21 protein-coding genes and 1 pseudogene are annotated in these 19,609 nt (G+C 51.7%); 16 read left to right on the forward strand and 6 right to left on the reverse strand.

What is annotated here, in order from left to right:
- On the forward strand, nt 1-252 hold a 252-nt coding region (locus FDW95_RS17200; protein WP_170973017.1), incomplete at its 5' end, for a nucleoside hydrolase.
- Between the two features lie 60 nt (nt 253-312).
- Here the strand turns inward: FDW95_RS17200 and FDW95_RS17205 are convergent.
- Complete coding sequence (locus FDW95_RS17205) at nt 313-795, reverse strand: zinc ribbon-containing protein (RefSeq protein WP_115259097.1); 483 nt, start codon at nt 793-795, stop codon at nt 313-315.
- Between the two features lie 235 nt (nt 796-1,030).
- Here FDW95_RS17205 and leuS point away from each other — a divergent pair, with 235 nt between their 5' ends.
- Genes leuS through nadD form a run of 4 tightly spaced genes read left to right on the forward strand, consistent with a single transcriptional unit; the run spans nt 1,031 to nt 5,895 of the window.
- Nucleotides 1,031-3,613, forward strand: a complete 2,583-nt coding sequence (leuS, locus tag FDW95_RS17210; RefSeq protein WP_115259098.1) for a leucine--tRNA ligase — start codon at nt 1,031-1,033, stop codon at nt 3,611-3,613.
- 14 nt (nt 3,614-3,627) lie between these two features.
- On the forward strand, nt 3,628-4,221 hold the full coding sequence (gene lptE / locus FDW95_RS17215; protein ID WP_115259099.1) for an LPS assembly lipoprotein LptE: 594 nt from the start codon (nt 3,628-3,630) through the stop codon (nt 4,219-4,221).
- A complete protein-coding gene (holA, locus tag FDW95_RS17220) occupies nt 4,221-5,252 on the forward strand; it encodes a DNA polymerase III subunit delta (RefSeq protein ID WP_115259100.1) in 1,032 nt (343 codons plus the stop codon). Before lptE ends, holA begins: the two co-directional genes overlap by 1 nt.
- Before the next feature lies 1 nt (nt 5,253).
- The gene (gene nadD / locus FDW95_RS17225; protein ID WP_115259978.1) at nt 5,254-5,895 is read left to right on the forward strand and encodes a nicotinate-nucleotide adenylyltransferase; all 642 of its coding nucleotides are present in this window, start codon (nt 5,254-5,256) and stop codon (nt 5,893-5,895) included.
- Here nadD and cobD read toward each other — a convergent pair.
- Nucleotides 5,870-6,964, reverse strand: coding sequence for a threonine-phosphate decarboxylase CobD (gene cobD / locus FDW95_RS17230; RefSeq protein WP_115259101.1), 1,095 nt, complete (start codon nt 6,962-6,964; stop codon nt 5,870-5,872). The two genes, nadD and cobD, sit on opposite strands and share 26 nt — an antisense overlap.
- Nucleotides 6,965-7,060: 96 nt before the next feature.
- Here cobD and FDW95_RS17235 point away from each other — a divergent pair, with 96 nt between their 5' ends.
- The 10 genes from FDW95_RS17235 to lipA all read left to right on the forward strand — a co-directional run bounded on the left by FDW95_RS17235 (nt 7,061) and on the right by lipA (nt 16,517).
- Complete coding sequence (locus tag FDW95_RS17235; RefSeq protein ID WP_115259102.1) at nt 7,061-7,672, forward strand: adenosylcobalamin/alpha-ribazole phosphatase; 612 nt, start codon at nt 7,061-7,063, stop codon at nt 7,670-7,672.
- Between the two features lie 254 nt (nt 7,673-7,926).
- Nucleotides 7,927-8,244 (forward strand): ribosome silencing factor, encoded by a 318-nt coding sequence (gene rsfS / locus FDW95_RS17240; RefSeq protein ID WP_096757898.1) that lies wholly within the window; start codon nt 7,927-7,929, stop codon nt 8,242-8,244.
- Nucleotides 8,245-8,247: 3 nt separating this feature from the next.
- Complete coding sequence (gene rlmH / locus FDW95_RS17245; protein WP_003022725.1) at nt 8,248-8,715, forward strand: 23S rRNA (pseudouridine(1915)-N(3))-methyltransferase RlmH; 468 nt, start codon at nt 8,248-8,250, stop codon at nt 8,713-8,715.
- Between the two features lie 30 nt (nt 8,716-8,745).
- Complete coding sequence (gene mrdA / locus FDW95_RS17250) at nt 8,746-10,647, forward strand: peptidoglycan DD-transpeptidase MrdA (protein ID WP_137363557.1); 1,902 nt, start codon at nt 8,746-8,748, stop codon at nt 10,645-10,647.
- A gap of 2 nt (nt 10,648-10,649) precedes the next feature.
- On the forward strand, nt 10,650-11,762 hold the full coding sequence (mrdB, locus tag FDW95_RS17255; RefSeq protein WP_096757900.1) for a peptidoglycan glycosyltransferase MrdB: 1,113 nt from the start codon (nt 10,650-10,652) through the stop codon (nt 11,760-11,762).
- Between the two features lie 10 nt (nt 11,763-11,772).
- Nucleotides 11,773-12,864 (forward strand): endolytic peptidoglycan transglycosylase RlpA, encoded by a 1,092-nt coding sequence (gene rlpA, locus FDW95_RS17260; RefSeq protein ID WP_115259103.1) that lies wholly within the window; start codon nt 11,773-11,775, stop codon nt 12,862-12,864.
- 142 nt (nt 12,865-13,006) lie between these two features.
- Nucleotides 13,007-14,218 (forward strand): D-alanyl-D-alanine carboxypeptidase DacA, encoded by a 1,212-nt coding sequence (gene dacA / locus FDW95_RS17265; RefSeq protein WP_096757902.1) that lies wholly within the window; start codon nt 13,007-13,009, stop codon nt 14,216-14,218.
- A 106-nt stretch (nt 14,219-14,324) separates the two neighbouring features.
- Nucleotides 14,325-14,588 carry a DUF493 family protein YbeD gene (ybeD, locus tag FDW95_RS17270; protein WP_003022706.1) on the forward strand — a complete coding sequence of 88 codons (264 nt, stop codon included), beginning with the start codon at nt 14,325-14,327 and terminating at the stop codon, nt 14,586-14,588.
- A gap of 116 nt (nt 14,589-14,704) precedes the next feature.
- A complete protein-coding gene (lipB, locus tag FDW95_RS17275) occupies nt 14,705-15,346 on the forward strand; it encodes a lipoyl(octanoyl) transferase LipB (RefSeq protein WP_115259104.1) in 642 nt (213 codons plus the stop codon).
- A 205-nt stretch (nt 15,347-15,551) separates the two neighbouring features.
- On the forward strand, nt 15,552-16,517 hold the full coding sequence (gene lipA / locus FDW95_RS17280; protein WP_049269752.1) for a lipoyl synthase: 966 nt from the start codon (nt 15,552-15,554) through the stop codon (nt 16,515-16,517).
- A 97-nt stretch (nt 16,518-16,614) separates the two neighbouring features.
- On the opposite strand, the gene tatE is transcribed toward lipA, so the two are convergent.
- Both tatE and FDW95_RS17290 read right to left on the reverse strand, forming a co-directional pair.
- A complete protein-coding gene (gene tatE / locus FDW95_RS17285; RefSeq protein WP_045441030.1) occupies nt 16,615-16,818 on the reverse strand; it encodes a twin-arginine translocase subunit TatE in 204 nt (67 codons plus the stop codon).
- A 128-nt stretch (nt 16,819-16,946) separates the two neighbouring features.
- Nucleotides 16,947-17,736 (reverse strand): annotated as a pseudogene (locus tag FDW95_RS17290) (deaminated glutathione amidase).
- A 90-nt stretch (nt 17,737-17,826) separates the two neighbouring features.
- Between FDW95_RS17290 and crcB the strand changes: the two are divergent.
- Nucleotides 17,827-18,210, forward strand: coding sequence for a fluoride efflux transporter CrcB (gene crcB, locus FDW95_RS17295; protein WP_096757905.1), 384 nt, complete (start codon nt 17,827-17,829; stop codon nt 18,208-18,210).
- A gap of 51 nt (nt 18,211-18,261) precedes the next feature.
- Here the strand turns inward: crcB and cspE are convergent, their stop codons facing one another.
- Both cspE and pagP read right to left on the reverse strand, forming a co-directional pair.
- Nucleotides 18,262-18,471 (reverse strand): transcription antiterminator/RNA stability regulator CspE, encoded by a 210-nt coding sequence (cspE, locus tag FDW95_RS17300; protein ID WP_000034826.1) that lies wholly within the window; start codon nt 18,469-18,471, stop codon nt 18,262-18,264.
- 188 nt (nt 18,472-18,659) lie between these two features.
- The gene (pagP, locus tag FDW95_RS17305) at nt 18,660-19,256 is read right to left on the reverse strand and encodes a lipid IV(A) palmitoyltransferase PagP (RefSeq protein ID WP_341517358.1); all 597 of its coding nucleotides are present in this window, start codon (nt 19,254-19,256) and stop codon (nt 18,660-18,662) included.
- Between the last annotated feature and the right edge of the window lie 353 nt (nt 19,257-19,609).

Below are 19,609 nucleotides of genomic sequence, written 5' to 3' on the forward strand. Positions count from 1 at the left end.
TGGAGATTCAGGGGGCCAGTCTACGCACCGCTACATTATCCATGCACCATTGCCTGGTTACTGAAGCCCGAACTGTTTACCACCGTTGAACGCTGGGTCGGCGTAGAGACGCAGGGAAAATACACGCAGGGAATGACCGTAGTGGATTACTATTTCCTGAGCGGAAATAAACCCAACGCCACGGTTATGGTTGACGTTGACCGGCAAGGTTTTGTCGATCTGCTGGCCGAACGGCTCAGGTTTTACGCCTGACATTTATCATTAAGTGCGTAGGCCGGATAAGACGCGTCGCGTCGCATCCGGCACAAAAAATCACGGCTCAAATGGTCTACGCTGGAACTGATCGTGACCACATTTCGGGCATAGCGGCAGCACGTCTGGCGTGTAAACGGCTAAATGGAAGTGGCATTTCTCACAGACCAGATTCCCCAACCCGACCACCTCACCACTATGATAAACCCCGTGATGACTCAGGTCCTGGAATACTTCGCGCCATTCAAGCTGGGTTTTATCGGTAATATCCGCCAGTTCTTGCCAGATACTCTCTTTGATGACCCGCATAAAAACGCTGTCAGTCTCCTCATCAAGACTCTCTTCATAACTGATCGCGAACTCTTCAAGGTCGCGTCTGACGGCCCTGGTGAGTTCTTCTACCTCGGTTCGCGTTAACTCCCCGGTCTGCATAACTCGCTGACGAGCCTGGTCCACCAGCGCATCGATATCGCGTTCACCATTGCGTAGACGTTCGCTAAGTGACGTCACCAGTTCACGGTAATATTGAGCAACCTTGTTCATCGCTTCGCCTCCTGGGTCGTTAACTGTCTATAATAATAGACGTTATTTACACTACGCTTTGCAAGACTGTCCACAGAGTATGTAAATTCGTGCAATATTTATCCTTGCGGGAATTCAATGCTGAATGCGCGAAAGGCTGTTTTGACGCGGACGTTTGGGCTATGCTATGCGGATCTGAAACACCACATCTAAAGCTACGTTTGTAGCTGTATTGAAAACAGGACCACTGGCTGCCATGCAAGAGCAATACCGCCCGGAAGAGATAGAATCCAAAGTACAGCTTCACTGGGATGAGAAGCGCACATTTGAAGTTACCGAAGACGAGAGCAAAGAGAAGTATTACTGCCTGTCTATGCTTCCCTATCCTTCTGGTCGACTACACATGGGCCACGTACGTAACTACACTATCGGTGATGTGATCGCCCGCTATCAGCGTATGCTGGGCAAAAACGTTCTGCAGCCGATTGGCTGGGATGCATTCGGCCTGCCAGCTGAAGGCGCGGCGGTGAAAAACAATACCGCGCCTGCTCCATGGACGTACGACAACATCGCTTACATGAAGAACCAGCTCAAAATGCTGGGCTTCGGCTATGACTGGAGCCGTGAGTTGGCGACCTGCACCCCGGAATATTACCGTTGGGAGCAAAAGTTCTTCACTGAACTGTACAAAAAAGGTCTGGTGTACAAGAAAACCTCTGCGGTCAACTGGTGCCCTAACGACCAGACAGTACTGGCGAACGAACAGGTTATTGACGGCTGCTGCTGGCGTTGTGATACCAAAGTTGAGCGGAAAGAGATCCCGCAGTGGTTTATCAAAATCACCGCATACGCTGACGAACTGCTGCGTGACCTGGACCGCCTGGATCACTGGCCTGACACCGTAAAAACGATGCAGCGCAACTGGATTGGCCGCTCTGAAGGCGTGGAAATCACCTTTGATGTCAACGGCTATGACAACACGCTGACCGTGTACACCACCCGCCCGGACACCTTTATGGGTGCCACTTATCTGGCCGTTGCCGCAGGTCACCCGTTGGCGCAGAAAGCCGCGGCGAATAACCCGGAACTGGCGGCGTTTGTTGACGAATGCCGCAACACCAAGGTTGCCGAGGCTGAAATGGCGACCATGGAGAAGAAAGGCGTCGACACTGGCTTTAAAGCGATTCATCCGCTGACCGGTGAAGAGATCCCGGTTTGGGCTGCAAACTTCGTGCTGATGGAATACGGTACAGGTGCCGTGATGGCCGTGCCGGGTCACGATCAGCGCGACTACGAGTTCGCAACCAAATATGGTCTGAGCATCAAGCCAGTTATCCTGGCGGCGGACGGTTCAGAACCGGATCTGTCTGAGAAGGCACTGACCGAGAAAGGCGTGCTGTTTAACTCTGGTGAGTTTAACGGTCTCGATTTCGAAGCGGCTTTCAACGCCATTGCCGACAAGCTTGTCGAAAAAGGTGTGGGTGAGCGTAAAGTTAACTACCGTCTGCGTGACTGGGGCGTTTCCCGTCAGCGTTACTGGGGCGCTCCAATCCCAATGGTCACGCTGGAAGATGGCACCGTGTTGCCAACCCCAGAAGATCAGCTGCCGGTTATTCTGCCGGAAGATGTGGTGATGGACGGTATCACCAGCCCGATTAAAGCCGACCCAGAGTGGGCAAAAACCACCGTTAACGGTATGCCGGCTCTGCGTGAAACCGACACCTTTGATACCTTTATGGAATCATCCTGGTACTATGCGCGCTACACTTGCCCGCAGTATCAGGAAGGCATGCTGGACTCTAAGGCTGCCAACTACTGGCTGCCGGTTGATATCTACATTGGCGGTATCGAACACGCCATCATGCACCTGCTCTATTTCCGTTTCTTCCACAAGCTGATGCGTGACGCGGGCATGGTAAACTCTGACGAACCGGCTAAACAGCTGCTGTGTCAGGGCATGGTGCTGGCGGATGCCTTCTACTACGTCGGTGCCAACGGCGAGCGTAACTGGGTTTCTCCGGTTGATGCTATCGTTGAGCGCGATGAAAAAGGCCGTATCGTGAAGGCGCAAGACGCCGAAGGTCATGAACTGGTCTATACCGGCATGAGCAAGATGTCCAAGTCAAAAAACAACGGTATCGACCCGCAGGTGATGGTTGAGCGTTATGGCGCAGACACCGTGCGTCTGTTCATGATGTTCGCCTCTCCGGCTGATATGACGCTTGAATGGCAGGAATCCGGTGTTGAAGGAGCTAACCGCTTCCTGAAACGTGTCTGGAAACTGGTTTACGAACACACCAGCAAAGGTGATGTTGCGGCCCTGAACGTTGACGCATTGAGCGACGATCAGAAAGCGCTACGTCGCGATGTTCACAAAACTATTGCGAAAGTGACCGATGATATCGGCCGTCGTCAGACCTTTAACACCGCGATTGCGGCGGTTATGGAACTGATGAACAAGCTGGCGAAAGCACCGCAGGAAGACGAGCAGGACAGAGCCCTGATGCAGGAAGCGTTGCTGGCCGTTGTGCGTATGCTCAACCCGTTCACCCCGCACGTATGCTTCACCTTGTGGCATGCGCTGAAGGGCGAAGGCGATATCGACAACGCACCGTGGCCGGTTGCTGACGACAGCGCAATGGTCGAAGACTCAACGCTGGTTGTGGTGCAGGTGAACGGTAAAGTACGTGGCAAAATCACCGTTCCAGTCAACGCCACCGAAGAGCAAGTTCGTGAGCGTGCTGGCCAGGAGCATCTGGTAGCAAAATATCTTGATGGCGTTACCGTACGTAAAGTGATTTATGTACCGGGTAAACTCCTCAATCTGGTCGTTGGCTAAGCGCGGGAGGAAGCGTGCGACATCTGACAACTCTGTTGTTATCCCTGGTGGTGCTGGTCACCGCTGGGTGTGGTTGGCATCTGCGTAGTACTACGCAGGTACCGCCCACAATGAAAACTATGATCCTGGACTCTGGCGATCCGAACGGCCCGTTAAGCCGCGCGGTACGCAACCAGTTACGTCTGAACAACATCGAACTGCTCGAAACAGGTTCTATGCGTAAAGACGTACCGTCCCTACGTCTGGGTGCGGTCAGCATTTCTCAGGATACGGCATCTGTATTCCAGAACGGTCAAACGGCTGAATATCAGATGGTGATGTCGGTCAGTGCCTCCGTTCTGATTCCAGGCCATGACATTTATCCGATCAGTGCCAAGGTCTATCGTTCGTTCTTTGACAACCCGCAGGCTGCACTGGCGAAGGATAACGAGCAGGATATGATCGTTAAAGAAATGTATGACAAAGCGGCCGAACAGTTGATTCGTAAGCTGCCAAGTATACATATTGCTGATACTCAGTCATCCAGTGATGACGTACAGCCTGCTGAGAATGAAACAGCCGCGCCAACGTCTTCTCCGGCACGTGTTTCCACCACGCTGGGTAACTGATGCTCAAGTTGTACCCTGAACAACTCCGCGCACAGCTCAAAGAAGGGCTGCGCGCGGCGTACTTATTACTGGGCAACGATCCCCTCTTGTTGCAGGAAAGCCAGGATGCCGTCCGTCTGGCCGCCACTGTGCAAGGATTCGAAGAACACCACACGTTCACCCTCGATACCAGCACTGACTGGGGGGCTATTTTTTCCCTCTGCCAGGCCATGAGCCTATTTGCCAGCCGGCAGACATTACTTCTACAACTGCCTGAAAACGGCCCTAATGCCGCCATTAACGAACAACTCGCCACGCTGGTTACCCTGCTGCATGACGATCTGCTGCTGATTGTTCGCGGCAACAAGCTGACCAAAGCACAGGAAAATGCCGCGTGGTATACCAGTCTGGCGAGCCATGCTGTTCAGGTGAGCTGCCAGACGCCAGAGCAGGCGCAGCTCCCTCGCTGGGTTGCCGCCAGAGCGAAACAAAGCAACCTGCAACTGGACGAAGCCGCCAATCAGCTATTATGTTATTGCTATGAAGGTAACCTATTAGCCCTGGCGCAGGCGCTGGAGCGGTTATCATTGCTGTGGCCTGATGGAAAACTCACGTTGCCTCGTGTGGAGCAAGCGGTTAACGATGCGGCGCACTTTACCCCCTTCCATTGGGTCGATGCGCTGTTGATGGGCAAAAGTAAACGCGCGCTACATATCCTGCAGCAACTGCGCCTTGAAGGCAGTGAGCCGGTTATTCTGCTGCGCACGATACAGCGTGAATTACTGTTACTGGTCAACTTGAAAAGGCAATCAGCCCACACACCATTACGCGCCTTGTTTGATAAGCATCGGGTATGGCAAAACCGCCGCGGCATGATGGGTGATGCACTAAACCGGCTGTCATCTGAGCAATTACGCCAGGCGGTACAGTTGTTAACGCGCACGGAAATTACGCTTAAACAAGATTATGGTCAGTCAGTATGGGCCGAGCTTGAGGGACTTTCTCTTCTGCTCTGCCATAAATCACTGGCAGATGTTTTTATTGATGGTTGATATGAAATCATTACAGGCTTTGTTCGGTGGCACCTTTGATCCGGTGCATTATGGTCATCTTAAACCCGTGGAAATTCTGGCTAATCTGATTGGCCTATCACGGGTGATTATCATGCCTAATAATGTGCCGCCGCATCGTGCGCAACCCGAAGCCTCCAGCGCACAGCGTAAACAGATGCTTGAGCTGGCAATTGCTGACAAGCCTTTGTTTATCCTGGATGAACGTGAGCTAAAACGAGATACGGCCTCTTACACCGCCCAAACTCTCAAGGAGTGGCGCGAGGAACAAGGGCCACTCGCGCCGCTGGCGTTTATTATTGGTCAGGACTCACTGCTCACCTTTCCTTCCTGGCACGATTCCGACACCATTCTGGACAATACCCATCTCATCGTCTGCCGACGACCGGGGTATCCGCTGGAGATGGCGCAGGCGCAGCACCAGCAGTGGCTCGAACGTCATCTGACTCATTCGCCAGATGACCTGCACCAGCTTCCTGCCGGGAAAATTTACCTGGCAGAAACCCCTTGGTTCAATATTTCCGCTACCCTTATCCGCGAACGACTGGAACACGGTGAGCCGTGTGACGATTTAATGCCAGACTCCGTGCTGGACTATATCAATCAGCAAGGGTTGTACCGCTAAGCGCGTAGCGTAATGCCACCAGCAGGCGGTTGTTCTCTTCAGCGCCACGGACAGCCACCCGGTAGTAACGCGCATCCAGCCCCGGATAGTTAGCGCAACTGCGGATCAACACATGCTGTTCCAGCAATGATTTTTGCAAATCTAAACCCGGTCTTTCGCAGCGTAACAGGCGATAATTTGCCCGTCCGGGATACACCGTCAGGCCAGGCAGATTTTGCAGTTGTTGATCGAATCGGTTCCCCTCATGCGCCAGCCATTCCCATGTCGCCTGCTGATAGACGCTATCGTGGAGAATCATTTCGCCCGCCAGTGCGGCAAAGGCATTGATTGACCAGGGCATTTGCCGGCTGCGCAGGTGTGCTACCGCCTGCTCGTTGCTGTTAACCAGATATCCCAGGCGCAGGCCGGGTATCGCATAAAATTTGGTGAGTGAACGCAAAACCCAGATGTGCGGATTCTCTTGCAACAGCGGAATAAACCCCTGTTCCCCGGCGATAAAATCGATAAACGCTTCATCGAGGATCAATGCGATCCCGAGCTGTTTACAACGCCGAGCTATCTCCTGCAACAGGTGATGTTCGGGCAACAGCCCGGTGGGATTGTTAGGTGTACACAGGAACAGGCAATCCAGCTCCGGGGTAAGAGCATCGAGAATCTCTCCGGTCAGCTGCCAACCGTCCTCTTCGCGCAGCGCAAACTCGTGTATTGCGCATTCGCCCCATTGCAGTGCCCGGCGATATTCCGCAAATCCGGGAATGACGATCATCGCATGACGCGGCTTAAGACCATCAACCAACGTAAAGATCGACTCCGTCTCCCCGTTACCGGCGAGGATCCACGACGCAGGAACATGATGTTGCTCCGCCAGCGTGGCATGCAAGTGGGCGTAATCCACGTCCGGATAGCGCTCAGCACGGTCCAAATTGTCGATTAGTGCGCGTTTTAAGATTGCCGGCATACCCAGCGGGTTAATATTCGCGCTAAAATCCAGCAATTGCTCAGGCGGGATACCCAACAATGCGGCGGCTTCCCGGGTGTTACCGCCATGCGCGCTCTTCAATAAAGACATCGTGCCGCTCCAGTTTAAAAAGGGTATTTTATTGAAAAATCTCTGCGTAATCAGGGCAAACATCATGTTTTATGCGAATAGCCTCACGAGGGAAAAATGAGACTCTGGTTAGTACGTCATGGAGAGACCGACGCCAACGTTGCCGGGTTATACAGCGGTCATGCCCCTACATCGCTCACTCAGCGGGGAATAACCCAAGCTGAAACACTGGCCGCACTGTTACACAACGTTCCTTTCGACCACGTCCTCTGCAGCGAGCTTGAACGCGCGCGCCATACCACGCAGTTGGTCTTAGCGGGGCGCGACGTTCCACTGCGGATCATGCCCGAGCTTAATGAAATGTTCTTTGGCGACTGGGAAATGCGCCACCATCGCGATCTGGCGCGTGAGGACGCAGAAAACTATGCGCTGTGGTGTAACGACTGGCAGAATGCGACTCCCACCAACGGCGAAGGTTTTCAGGCATTTTCACAGCGAGTTGAGCGCTTCATTGCCCAACTTGCTGATTATAAAAATTCGCAGAACCTTCTGGTGGTCAGCCATCAGGGTGTACTCAGCGTGCTGATCGCCCGGCTCATGTCAATGCCCGCGGCATCAATGTGGCATTTCCGCGTTGAACAGGGGTGCTGGAGCGCAATTGATTTTTGCGACGATTTTGCGGTGCTGAAAGTGTTAAACAGCCGGGCCATATGGCGCGAGGGGGAGTGAATACGCTGTTTTTTCTGTCGAAGGGGCTCGCGCCCATTGACACCCCATGACAGGCTGCTATTCTCCGCAGCCTGACTTTTCCCGCCTTTCAGAGCTTTGCAGAAATTGTTTTACAAAAATGGCGATGCATTCTGTTGCGTGGGATGGGATGATAGCGCACCTCAAAAGCGCTTTCGGAGACATTTGTCCCGATATCGCCTCTGGTTCAGGTATACTAACAAGCCTTTTTAACTCTTTTCACCCAGGGGGAACACTTGCAGGGTAAAGCACTTCAGGATTTTGTAATCGACAAAATTGATGACCTTAAAGGTCAAGACATCATCGCCTTAGACGTTCAGGGCAAATCCAGCATCACTGACTGCATGATTATCTGCACCGGCACATCCAGCCGCCATGTCATGTCTATCGCTGACCACGTTGTTCAGGAATCTCGCGCCGCTGGCCTGCTGCCACTTGGCGTTGAAGGTGAGAACGTGGCCGACTGGATCGTCGTTGATCTCGGCGAGGTTATTGTCCACGTTTTACAGGAAGAAAGCCGTCGCCTGTATGAACTGGAAAAACTCTGGAGTTAATGCGTGAAGCTGCAACTTGTCGCTGTGGGTACGAAAATGCCTGACTGGGTGCAAACCGGTTTTACGGAGTATCTCCGTCGGTTTCCAAAAGACATGCCTTTTGAGCTTATCGAGATCCCGGCAGGAAAACGCGGCAAGAACGCGGATATTAAACGCATACTCGATAAAGAGGGTGAACAGATGCTGGCTGCCGCTGGCAAAAATCGCATCGTCACCCTTGATATCCCAGGAAAACCCTGGGACACGCCACAACTGGCAACCGAGCTGGAACGCTGGAAACTGGATGGTCGTGACGTCAGTCTGCTGATTGGCGGACCGGAAGGATTGTCTCCAGCCTGTAAGGCTGCCGCGGAGCAAAGCTGGTCACTCTCTGCATTAACCCTTCCCCACCCTCTTGTTCGGGTTCTGGTGGCAGAGAGTCTGTACAGAGCGTGGAGCATTACCACCAACCACCCTTATCACCGTGAGTGATCATTGAGTCTTGAGTAGATTAAGCAGCGGATGAAACTACAGAATTCTTTTCGCGACTATACGGCTGAGTCCGCGCTGTTTGCGCGTCGGGCGCTGGTTGCTTTTTTGGGGATTTTGCTGCTCACTGGCGTGCTGATCGCCAACCTGTATAACCTGCAAATCGTTCGTTTCACCGATTATCAGACCCGTTCAAACGAAAACCGCATCAAACTGGTGCCGATCGCCCCCAGTCGCGGCATCATTTATGACCGCAACGGCATTCCCCTGGCCCTCAACCGCACCATTTACCAGATAGAAATGATGCCTGAGAAGGTCGATAACGTTCAGCAAACGCTGGATGCGCTGCGGGAAGTGGTTGATCTCAATGACGACGATATTGCCGCCTTTAAAAAAGAACGAGCACGTTCCCACCGCTTTACGTCCATTCCGGTGAAAACCAATCTGACGGAAGTGCAGGTTGCACGCTTTGCCGTCAATCAATATCGTTTTCCCGGTGTGGAAGTCAAAGGCTATAAGCGCCGTTACTATCCCTACGGCTCTGCGCTAACTCACGTCATTGGTTACGTCTCAAAAATTAACGATAAAGACGTTGAACGCCTGGACAAAGACGGCAAGCTCGCCAACTACGCCGCTACCCACGATATCGGCAAGCTGGGTATTGAACGTTATTACGAAGACGTTCTGCATGGTCAGACCGGTTACGAAGAAGTTGAAGTCAACAACCGTGGTCGCGTGATTCGCCAATTGAAAGAAGTGGCGCCTCAGGCCGGGCACGATATCTATTTAACGCTGGATTTAAAGCTCCAGCAGTATATTGAAACCCTGCTGGCCGGCAGTCGTGCCGCCGTGGTGGTCACAGACCCGCGTACCGGCGGCGTGCTGGCGCTGGTTTCTATGCCCAGCTACGATCCCAACCTGTTTGTAGACGGTATCTCCAGCAAAGATTATGCAGGGTTGCTCAATGACCCCAATACCCCACTGGTTAACCGCGCGACGCAAGGTGTTTACCCCCCTGCCTCAACCGTTAAGCCTTACGTGGCGGTATCCGCACTAAGCGCGGGCGTGATTACCCGTAATACCGGGCTGTTCGATCCAGGCTGGTGGCAGTTGCCCGGTTCTGAAAAACGTTATCGCGACTGGAAAAAGTGGGGGCATGGTCATCTGAACATAACCCGCTCACTGGAGGAATCTGCGGATACGTTTTTCTACCAAATCGCCTATGATATGGGGATAGACCGTCTTTCAGAGTGGATGAGTAAATTCGGCTATGGCCATTATACGGGGATCGATCTGGCCGAAGAGCGAGCCGGTAATATGCCAACGCGTGAATGGAAGCAAAAACGGTTTAAAAAGCCATGGTACCAGGGTGATACTATTCCGGTGGGCATCGGTCAGGGGTACTGGACAGCAACCCCTATTCAGATGAGCAAATCGCTGATGATTCTTATCAACGACGGCGTGGTAAAAGTCCCGCATCTGCTGATGAGCACCACGGAAAACGGCAAGCAGGTGCCATGGGTTCAGCCGCATGAGCCGCCGGTGGGTGACATTCATTCCGGTTACTGGGAAATTGCCAAAGACGGTATGTACGGTGTTGCAAACCGTCCTAACGGTACCGCGCATAAATATTTTGCCGGTGCACCGTATAAAATTGCGGCAAAATCCGGTACCGCTCAGGTCTTCGGTCTGAAAGCCAATGAAACCTATAATGCGCATAAAATTGCCGAACGTTTACGCGATCATAAGCTGATGATCGCATTTGCGCCCTACGATAAACCCGAGGTCTCTGTCGCGATTATCCTCGAAAACGGCGGGGCCGGTGCGCCTGTAGGTACCATCATGCGCCAGATCCTTGACCATATTATGTTGGGCGACAACAACACCAATCTGCCTGCGGAAAACCCGGTGGCTACCGCAGCTGAGGACCAATAATCGTGACGGATAATCCGAACAAAAAAACGTTCTGGGATAAAATTCACATCGATCCCACGATGTTGCTTATTTTGCTGGCACTGCTGGTTTACAGCTCGCTGGTTATCTGGAGCGCCAGCGGCCAGGATATTGGCATGATGGAGCGTAAGGTCGGCCAAATAGCCATGGGTCTGGTCATCATGGTGGTGATGGCGCAGATCCCTCCCAGGGTCTACGAAGGCTGGGCCCCCTATCTCTATATTGTCTGTATTATTCTGCTGGTAGCGGTAGATGCCTTTGGGGCCATTTCTAAAGGCGCACAGCGCTGGCTGGACCTCGGCATTGTGCGTTTTCAGCCGTCTGAAATTGCTAAAATTGCAGTCCCGCTGATGGTAGCACGCTTTATCAACCGTGATGTTTGTCCGCCGTCGCTGAAGAATACCGCTATCGCGCTGGTGTTGATTTTCATGCCGACGCTGCTGGTCGCCGCGCAACCTGACCTCGGGACCTCTATCCTTGTTGCCCTTTCCGGCCTGTTTGTGCTGTTCCTGTCGGGCTTAAGCTGGCGCTTAATCGGCGTGGCTGTGGTTCTGGTCGCCGCGTTTATCCCGATACTGTGGTTCTTCTTGATGCATGATTACCAGCGTCAGCGCGTGATGATGCTTCTCGACCCTGAAACCGACCCACTGGGCGCGGGATATCACATTATTCAGTCTAAAATTGCTATTGGTTCCGGCGGTCTGAGCGGCAAAGGCTGGCTGCACGGTACGCAGTCACAGCTTGAATTTTTACCCGAACGCCACACCGACTTTATCTTTGCGGTGTTAGCCGAAGAGCTTGGGCTAGTAGGGATCTTAATTCTGCTGGCGCTGTACATTTTGCTGATTATGCGTGGGCTATGGATTGCCGCCCGAGCGCAAACCACTTTTGGTCGCGTCATGGCCGGTGGTTTAATGTTGATATTATTCGTTTATGTCTTCGTAAATATTGGTATGGTGAGCGGTATTCTGCCCGTAGTAGGGGTTCCACTCCCGCTGGTCAGTTACGGAGGCTCTGCACTGATTGTGCTGATGGCCGGGTTCGGGATTGTGATGTCGATCCACACCCATAGAAAAATGTTGTCGAAAAGCGTGTAAGGGGTACGCAATGCGTAAGCAGTGGCTTGGAATCTGCATCGCAGCAGGAATGCTCGCGGCGTGTTCGAATGATGATGGTCAGCAACAGGGTGCTGTCGCGCCGCAACCAGCGGTGTGTAATGGTCCGATTGTTGAAATCAGCGGAGCCGATCCGCGTTTTGAACCCCTGAACCCAACGGCTAATCAGGATTACCAGCGTGATGGTAAAAGCTATAAAATTGTTCAGGATCCCTCTCGCTTTAGCCAGGCCGGATTGGCCGCAATCTATGATGCGGAACCCGGCAGCAATTTAACCGCATCCGGTGAGGCATTTGATCCCATGCAGCTCACCGCTGCGCATCCGACATTACCGGTTCCCAGCTACGCCCGAATTACCAACCTGGCAAACGGCAGGATGATCGTCGTACGGATTAACGATCGTGGTCCTTATGGCAACGATCGCGTGATTTCACTTTCACGCGCTGCGGCCGATCGTCTGAACACCTCGAACAATACGAAAGTGCGTATTGATCCGATAATCGTCGCGCAAGACGGTTCGTTGTCAGGCCCCGGTATGGCGTGTACGACGGTTGCAAAACAGACTTACGCCCTGCCGTCTCGTCCTGATTTAAGCGGGGGTAACACTATGCCTTCTGCACCGGACGCAGACCAGCCGCAAGGCGATATTCGTCCTATCAGTAATTCAACGCTGAAAAGCGATGACGCTACCGGTGCGCCAGTTAACAGCAATGGTTTCCTTGGTGCGCCAACCACGCTCGCCGCAGGCGTGCTCGAAGGCAACGAACCCACACCGGCTCCACAGCCCGTAACAACAGCGCCTGCAACAGTGTCAGCACCGGTATCTGCTCCGGCCGCTGCTACACCCGTTGCTGCAACCAATGGCCGTTATGTCGTTCAGGTGGGTGCCGTCAGCGAGCAGGCCCGTGCGCAGCAGTACCAAAAACGACTGAGCCAGCAGTTTGGCGTGCCGGGCCGCGTGGTACAAAACGGTGCCGTATGGCGTATCCAGATGGGGCCGTTCACCAGCAAAGCGGAAGCCAGTACATTGCAGCAGCGCCTGCAATCCGAAGCGCAATTACAGTCCTTCATCACCGGCGTGTAGTAACGTAAAGCAGGCACCCGTTCTGTCAATTTCTGTCAATGACATTAACAAAGTCATGTGGAAAGTCGGATGCCTGTAAGTTACGCATTTGCTATAGTAGGGCACTTTTTTTACTTTCATCACGGACGTCGTAGTTCAGACCATGAAGACCACTTTTTCCGCTCGTTTCGTGCAGCGCATCGCGCTCACCGCGGCTCTCTGCGCAGCCTCTCTCTCTGCTGCCCATGCCGATGACCTGAATATTAAAACCATGATCCCGGGCGTTCCGCAGATCGACGCGGAGTCCTATATCCTGATTGATTACAATTCAGGAAAGGTTCTGGCCGAACAGAATGCGGACACTCGCCGCGACCCCGCCAGCCTGACCAAAATGATGACCAGCTATGTCATCGGTCAGGCCATGAAAGCCGGGAAATTCAAAGAAACCGATTTGGTCACCGTGGGCAATGACGCGTGGGCTACCGGTAACCCGGTGTTTAAAGGTTCATCGCTGATGTTCCTGAAACCGGGAATGCAGGTTCCCGTTTCACAATTGATCCGTGGTATTAACCTGCAATCCGGCAACGACGCTTGCGTGGCAATGGCTGACTTTGCTGCCGGTAGTCAGGATGCTTTCGTCGGCCTGATGAACAGCTATGTTAATGCGCTGGGACTGAAAAACACCCACTTCCAGACCGTCCACGGTCTGGATGCTGAAGGTCAGTACAGCTCAGCACGTGACATGGCGTTGATTGGTCAGGCGCTGATTCGCGACGTGCCTAACGAATACTCTATCTACCGAGAAAAAGAGTTCACTTTCAACGGCATTCGTCAGTTAAACCGTAACGGCCTGCTGTGGGATAACAGCCTGAATGTTGACGGGATTAAAACCGGTCACACCGATAAAGCGGGCTATAACCTGGTGGCATCCGCAACCGAAGGTCAGATGCGTCTGATCTCTGCCGTCATGGGCGGTCGTACCTATAAAGGTCGTGAAACCGAAAGCAAAAAGCTGCTGACCTGGGGCTTCCGTTTCTTTGAAACCGTGAACCCACTGAAGGTCGGCAAAGAATTTGCCTCTGAACCGGCCTGGTTTGGTAATACCGATCGTGCCTCGTTAGGTGTTGATAAAGATGTCTACCTGACCATTCCGCGCGGCCGTATGAAAGATCTGAAAGCGAGCTATGTGCTGAACACCACTGAACTGCACGCGCCGCTGCAGAAAAACCAGGTTGTCGGCACCATCAATTTCCAGCTCGACGGCAAAACCATTGAACAGCGCCCGCTGGTGGTCCTGCAGGAAATCCCTGAAGGCAACTTCTTTGGTAAAATCATTGATTACATTAAATTAATGTTTCATCACTGGTTTGGCTAAAAATTGAGCACTTGAAAGTGTGATTTACGTCCCCATATACTAGGTATCCAGATAACTCCCACTCAGCGTGGGAGTTATTATTTTTTGATGTAACGCCGGAGCTGACATGAAAACCAAACTTAACGAACTGCTTGAATTCCCTACTCCATTTACTTACAAAGTAATGGGGCAGGCGTTGCCGGAGTTGGTTGATCAGGTGGTTGAAGTGGTACAGCGCCATGCGCCAGGTGATTACTCTCCAACAGTAAAACCGAGCAGCAAAGGCAACTACCACTCGGTCTCTATCACCATCACTGCTACGCACATTGAGCAGGTTGAAACCCTGTACGAAGAATTAGGCAACATCGACATCGTACGTATGGTGCTGTAACAGCCTGTCGGTTACCCGTTGCATTCTGCTCGGGTAACCTCTCTCTCCTTCCCCTGTGATATACTTTCCCCTCTTTATATTCTCTACTCGATGTGAGTATCTACGGAGATACCGTTTTGTATCAGGATAAAATTTTTGTCCGCCAGCTCGGTCTTCAGCCTTACGAGCCCGTCTCTCAGGCCATGCACGAATTCACCGATACCCGCGATGAAAACAGTCATGATGAAATCTGGCTGGTAGAGCATTATCCGGTCTTCACTCAGGGGCAGGCAGGCAAAGCAGAACACGTTCTGGTGCCGGGTGATATCCCCGTTATTCAGAGCGATCGTGGCGGTCAGGTAACGTACCACGGCCCAGGGCAACAGGTGATGTATGTCCTGTTGAACCTCAAACGCCGAAAACTGGGCGTTCGCGAACTGGTCACGTTGCTGGAACTAACCGTGGTAAACACGCTTGCAGAAATGGGTATCGATGCACACCCACGAGCCGATGCGCCAGGCGTTTACGTCGGTGAAAAGAAAATCTGTTCGTTAGGGTTACGGATTCGTAGAGGATGTTCATTCCATGGCTTAGCGCTTAACGTGGATATGGATTTGTCGCCTTTCCTGCGCATCAACCCTTGCGGCTACGCCGGAATGGAGATGGCGAAAGTTTCACAGTGGGACAGTCATGCCACCACCGAAAGCGTTCGTCCTCGTTTGCTGGCAAACATATTATCGCTACTCGGTAACCCACCACACGAGTACGTCGCAGAATAAAAACGGGGCAGACATTGCCGCAGCATATGTTGTGGCAAATGGCACAAAACAACAACTATTTTACATTTTGCCAGCCTGTCAGGCTGCTTTCTGGCCCGTTTCAATGATATACTGCGTATCACTAATTCAAAAATAGTTGATAAATACAACATTCCCTTGAATTGAAACGCTTTCCTTCGTTATTCGCAACTGGAACACGCAAGCTATGAGTAAACCCATTGTGATGGAACGCGGTGTTAAATACCGCGATGCCGATAAGATGGCTCTTATCCCGGTAAAAAATGTGGCAACAGAGCGTGAAGCCCTGCTGCGTAAACCGGAATGGATGAAAATAAAACTGCCAGCGGACTCCACTCGCATCCAGGGCATCAAAGCGGCAATGCGCAAAAATGGCCTGCACTCTGTCTGCGAAGAAGCGTCCTGCCCTAACCTGGCTGAATGTTTCAATCACGGCACCGCAACCTTTATGATCCTCGGCGCGATTTGTACCCGCCGCTGCCCATTCTGTGACGTTGCCCACGGTCGTCCGGTTGCCCCGGATGCCAACGAACCGTTAAAACTGGCTCAAACTATTGCGGACATGGCGCTGCGCTATGTCGTCATCACCTCCGTCGATCGCGACGATCTGCGCGATGGCGGTGCTCAACACTTTGCGGACTGCATCACAGCTATCCGTGAGAAAAGCCCGTCGATTAAAATCGAAACGCTGGTACCTGACTTCCGTGGTCGAATGGACCGCGCGCTGGATATCCTCACCGCAACGCCGCCAGACGTGTTTAACCACAACCTTGAAAACGTACCGCGTATTTACCGCAATGTACGTCCGGGTGCAGATTACAACTGGTCACTGAAGCTTCTGGAGCGTTTCAAAGAAGCCCATCCGGAGATCCCAACCAAATCAGGTCTGATGGTGGGTCTGGGTGAAACCAACGCGGAAATCATTGAGGTCATGCGTGACCTGCGTCGTCATGGCGTTACCATGCTAACGCTGGGGCAGTATTTACAGCCAAGCCGTCACCATCTGCCGGTTCAGCGCTATGTTAGCCCGGATGAGTTCGATGAAATGAAAGCGGAAGCTATGGCAATGGGCTTTACCCATGCAGCTTGCGGTCCATTTGTACGTTCTTCATATCATGCAGACATGCAGGCAAAAGGGCTGGAAGTGAAGTGATCGCGTAATACTCACTTACATTTCAGCAATAAAAAAACCGGCAAATTGCCGGTTTTTTTCATGCAGAGTTTGCAGTATGAGCATCATGCTCCTGACATCACTCTTTATGAGAAAGCTTCTCAGCCTGAACGCTACCATCAGCATCTTTCTTCGCATCGGCATTTTCATCGTTCATCGCTTTCTTGAAGCCTTTAATTGCCGTTCCCAGGTCTCCACCCAGAGTACGTAACTTCTTGGTACCAAACAGCAGAACGACCAGTGCGGCAACCACCAGCAGTTTTGTAATACTAATCTCACCCATAGATACCTTCTTCACTTAAACCAGGCTGCATAAAGCGCCATATTAACCTGAGAATTTTAACGGCCTTTCGACGCGGGCACACAATAGCAATCTGTAACAAGGTGAATCAAGTCTTGTTTAAAAAAACGTCATAATAATTGCGGTGGCGCAAAGCGTCGGTTGCGTAACACCGGAAGTTGCGCCCTGACCTGTCGCACTCGCTCGGCAGAAACCTCAGTAACAATCAGCGCGGGTGTTTCTGCGGCAGCGGCAATCGTCACGCCAAACGGATCGATTATCCGGCTTTGACCAATATTCTGATTGCCACACTCACCGGCAGCAATCAGATAGCAGGTCGCATCCAACGCTCTGGCCGCCAGCAGCGTAGCCCAGTGATGTTCTTTTAGCGCGCCGCGTACCCAGGCCGCAGGGAGTACCAGAATATCTGCCCCCCTGCAAAGCATGTGCTAATGCCAGCTCAGGGAAGCGTAAATCGTAACAGGTCATCAAACCGACTTTAAGACCTTCCACGTCCAACAGCGGCGGTACGACATCGCCTGCATCAACATTACGCGACTCCTGAATCGAAAAAGCATCATAGAGATGTAATTTGGCGTAATGAGCCACAACCTGACCTCTTCGTAGCGCCACCAGCATGTTAAACGCCCGTCCCGGCAGCGAGGGAACATGAATCGTCAGGATCGTTGTCATCTCATTCTGCACGCTTTCTCGCAGTAATCGCGTCAGAAATCCCCCTTCCAGCCATTGAGCAGATTTCACTGACAGGTCAGGGTCAAGATCGTCACGGGCCAGCAACGCTTCGGGTAAGACCAACAATGAGACGCCCTCGCCCGCGGCCTGGGACATCAATGATACGCACGTTTCGGCATTTTTCTCCCATGAGGGACCCACGGCGAATTGCCCTGCAGCAACGAACATACTCCCTCCTGAAAAAACGGTTAGGCTCGCCAATAATGATTATTCAGCGTTACACTCACACTATATACAATCAAATAGCAGGATTATGCAGTGTCACAACTCCTTTTAGCGGTTTTTATTGGCGGTGGTACAGGTAGCGTAGCCAGATGGCTGTTGAGTATGCGATTTAACCCCCTTCATCAAGCGATTCCCTTCGGCACGCTGGCTGCAAACTTAATTGGGGCGTTTATCATTGGTATGGGGCTGGCGTGGTTCAATCGCATGACCCACATTGACCCTATGTGGAAGGTATTGATTACGACAGGCTTTTGCGGCGGGCTGACCACCTTCTCAACTTTCTCAGCAGAGGTGGTGTTTTTACTGCAGGACGGACGTTTTGGCTGGGCAATGGTGAACGTACTGATCAATCTGTTGGGGTCTTTTGCGATGACCGCCCTGGCGTTCTGGCTGGTTTCCGCTTCTTCGGCACACTGAAGATAAAAAAACCCGCAATTAAGCGGGTTTTGAATTCTTGCTGTCGTATGCTTACAGAGCGGTTACGTTTGCAGCAGAAGGGCCTTTGGCACCGTTAGTGATTTCGAACTCTACACGCTGACCTTCAGCCAGAGTTTTAAAACCATTGGTCTGGATTGCAGAGAAGTGTACGAACACATCTTTGCTGCCATCTTCCGGAGTAATGAAACCGAATCCTTTGGACTCATTAAACCACTTAACGTTACCTTTAATCTTAGACATCAAAATTACCTTTACATGAAAAATAGACACAAATGCTGTGTCGGGTATCAGTACAACAATTGTGGTGGACTTTGTCCAGTCGAACTTTGCCAAAAAGTGATAAATGTCGCGTTATTTTTGCAGCAACGTTCGTAACTAATTGTTTTTTAATAGTTTATGCTTAGCTACATAACAATACACATCGTTCATCAAAACTGGAAACGCATCCAGGCAAAATAGACATTCCCGTTATTATACGTACCGGGTATGTAGGTCATCTGAAATGTTGCCGGACCATAACCTATCGATGCCAGTGGCAGTATCACCGGCACAGGAATGTAGTTCCAGTTATCACGCGCGGTGAAACCAGCGGTAAAGCCCAGACCAGTATGGAAGTTATCATCGGCCAGCGGGCGCCAGGTTTTTTCCCAGCCATATCCTCCGATGGGTTCCCACTTATTGTAGGAATCCTTAAAGGCCATAATATACAGCCCGTGCCAGTTGCCTTTATCATCCCAACGGGACTGACCAAATCCCGCTCCCCAGGGGCGTTCATTGTAACGATCTGTTTTATCTTTATCGTAGGCAAATCGCGCATGCCAGGTAATGGCGGGCACGTACAGGTCATAATGCTCCGGCTGCTGCCAGGTTTCGCTGACATTATCTGTGAAGGTATCAAACCAACCTTTATCTTCAGCGGTGGCCTGTGGAATAACAGCCAACTGAATAAAAATAAATGAAATAAACAGGAAATAGCGCTTCGCGACAATCACAACGTAATTACCATTCTGGGGTTCTGCATTAATTGTAGCAAAGCCATCCTTAATGTTAACTTAACGAAAATGCTTAGGGTTAAAAATCAGAATATTCCCTTCGTATGCGCGTAGTTTATTTCCCTTATATTTCCTGAGCCTTATCTGAAACGGTCATTACTCTATTAATATCAATAAATTGTGCATTTTGCATGCAAAAGTTAAATAAATTAACAATTAGAAAACAAAATAAGATCAATTCAATGTCAAATCCCACACAACCACAGACGACTTCACACTTTTTGATTGCAGCATTCCCGGTTCATCCGCTATGTTGAAAAAATGGCTCAGCCATTGGTTTAATCCGTATTTTTATTGATTTCAATCAGCGAGGGTTATCCGTTTAT

It is taken from the genome of Citrobacter sp. wls718 (assembly GCF_005280945.1).
Classification (GTDB): Bacteria; Pseudomonadota; Gammaproteobacteria; order Enterobacterales; family Enterobacteriaceae; genus Citrobacter; species Citrobacter gillenii.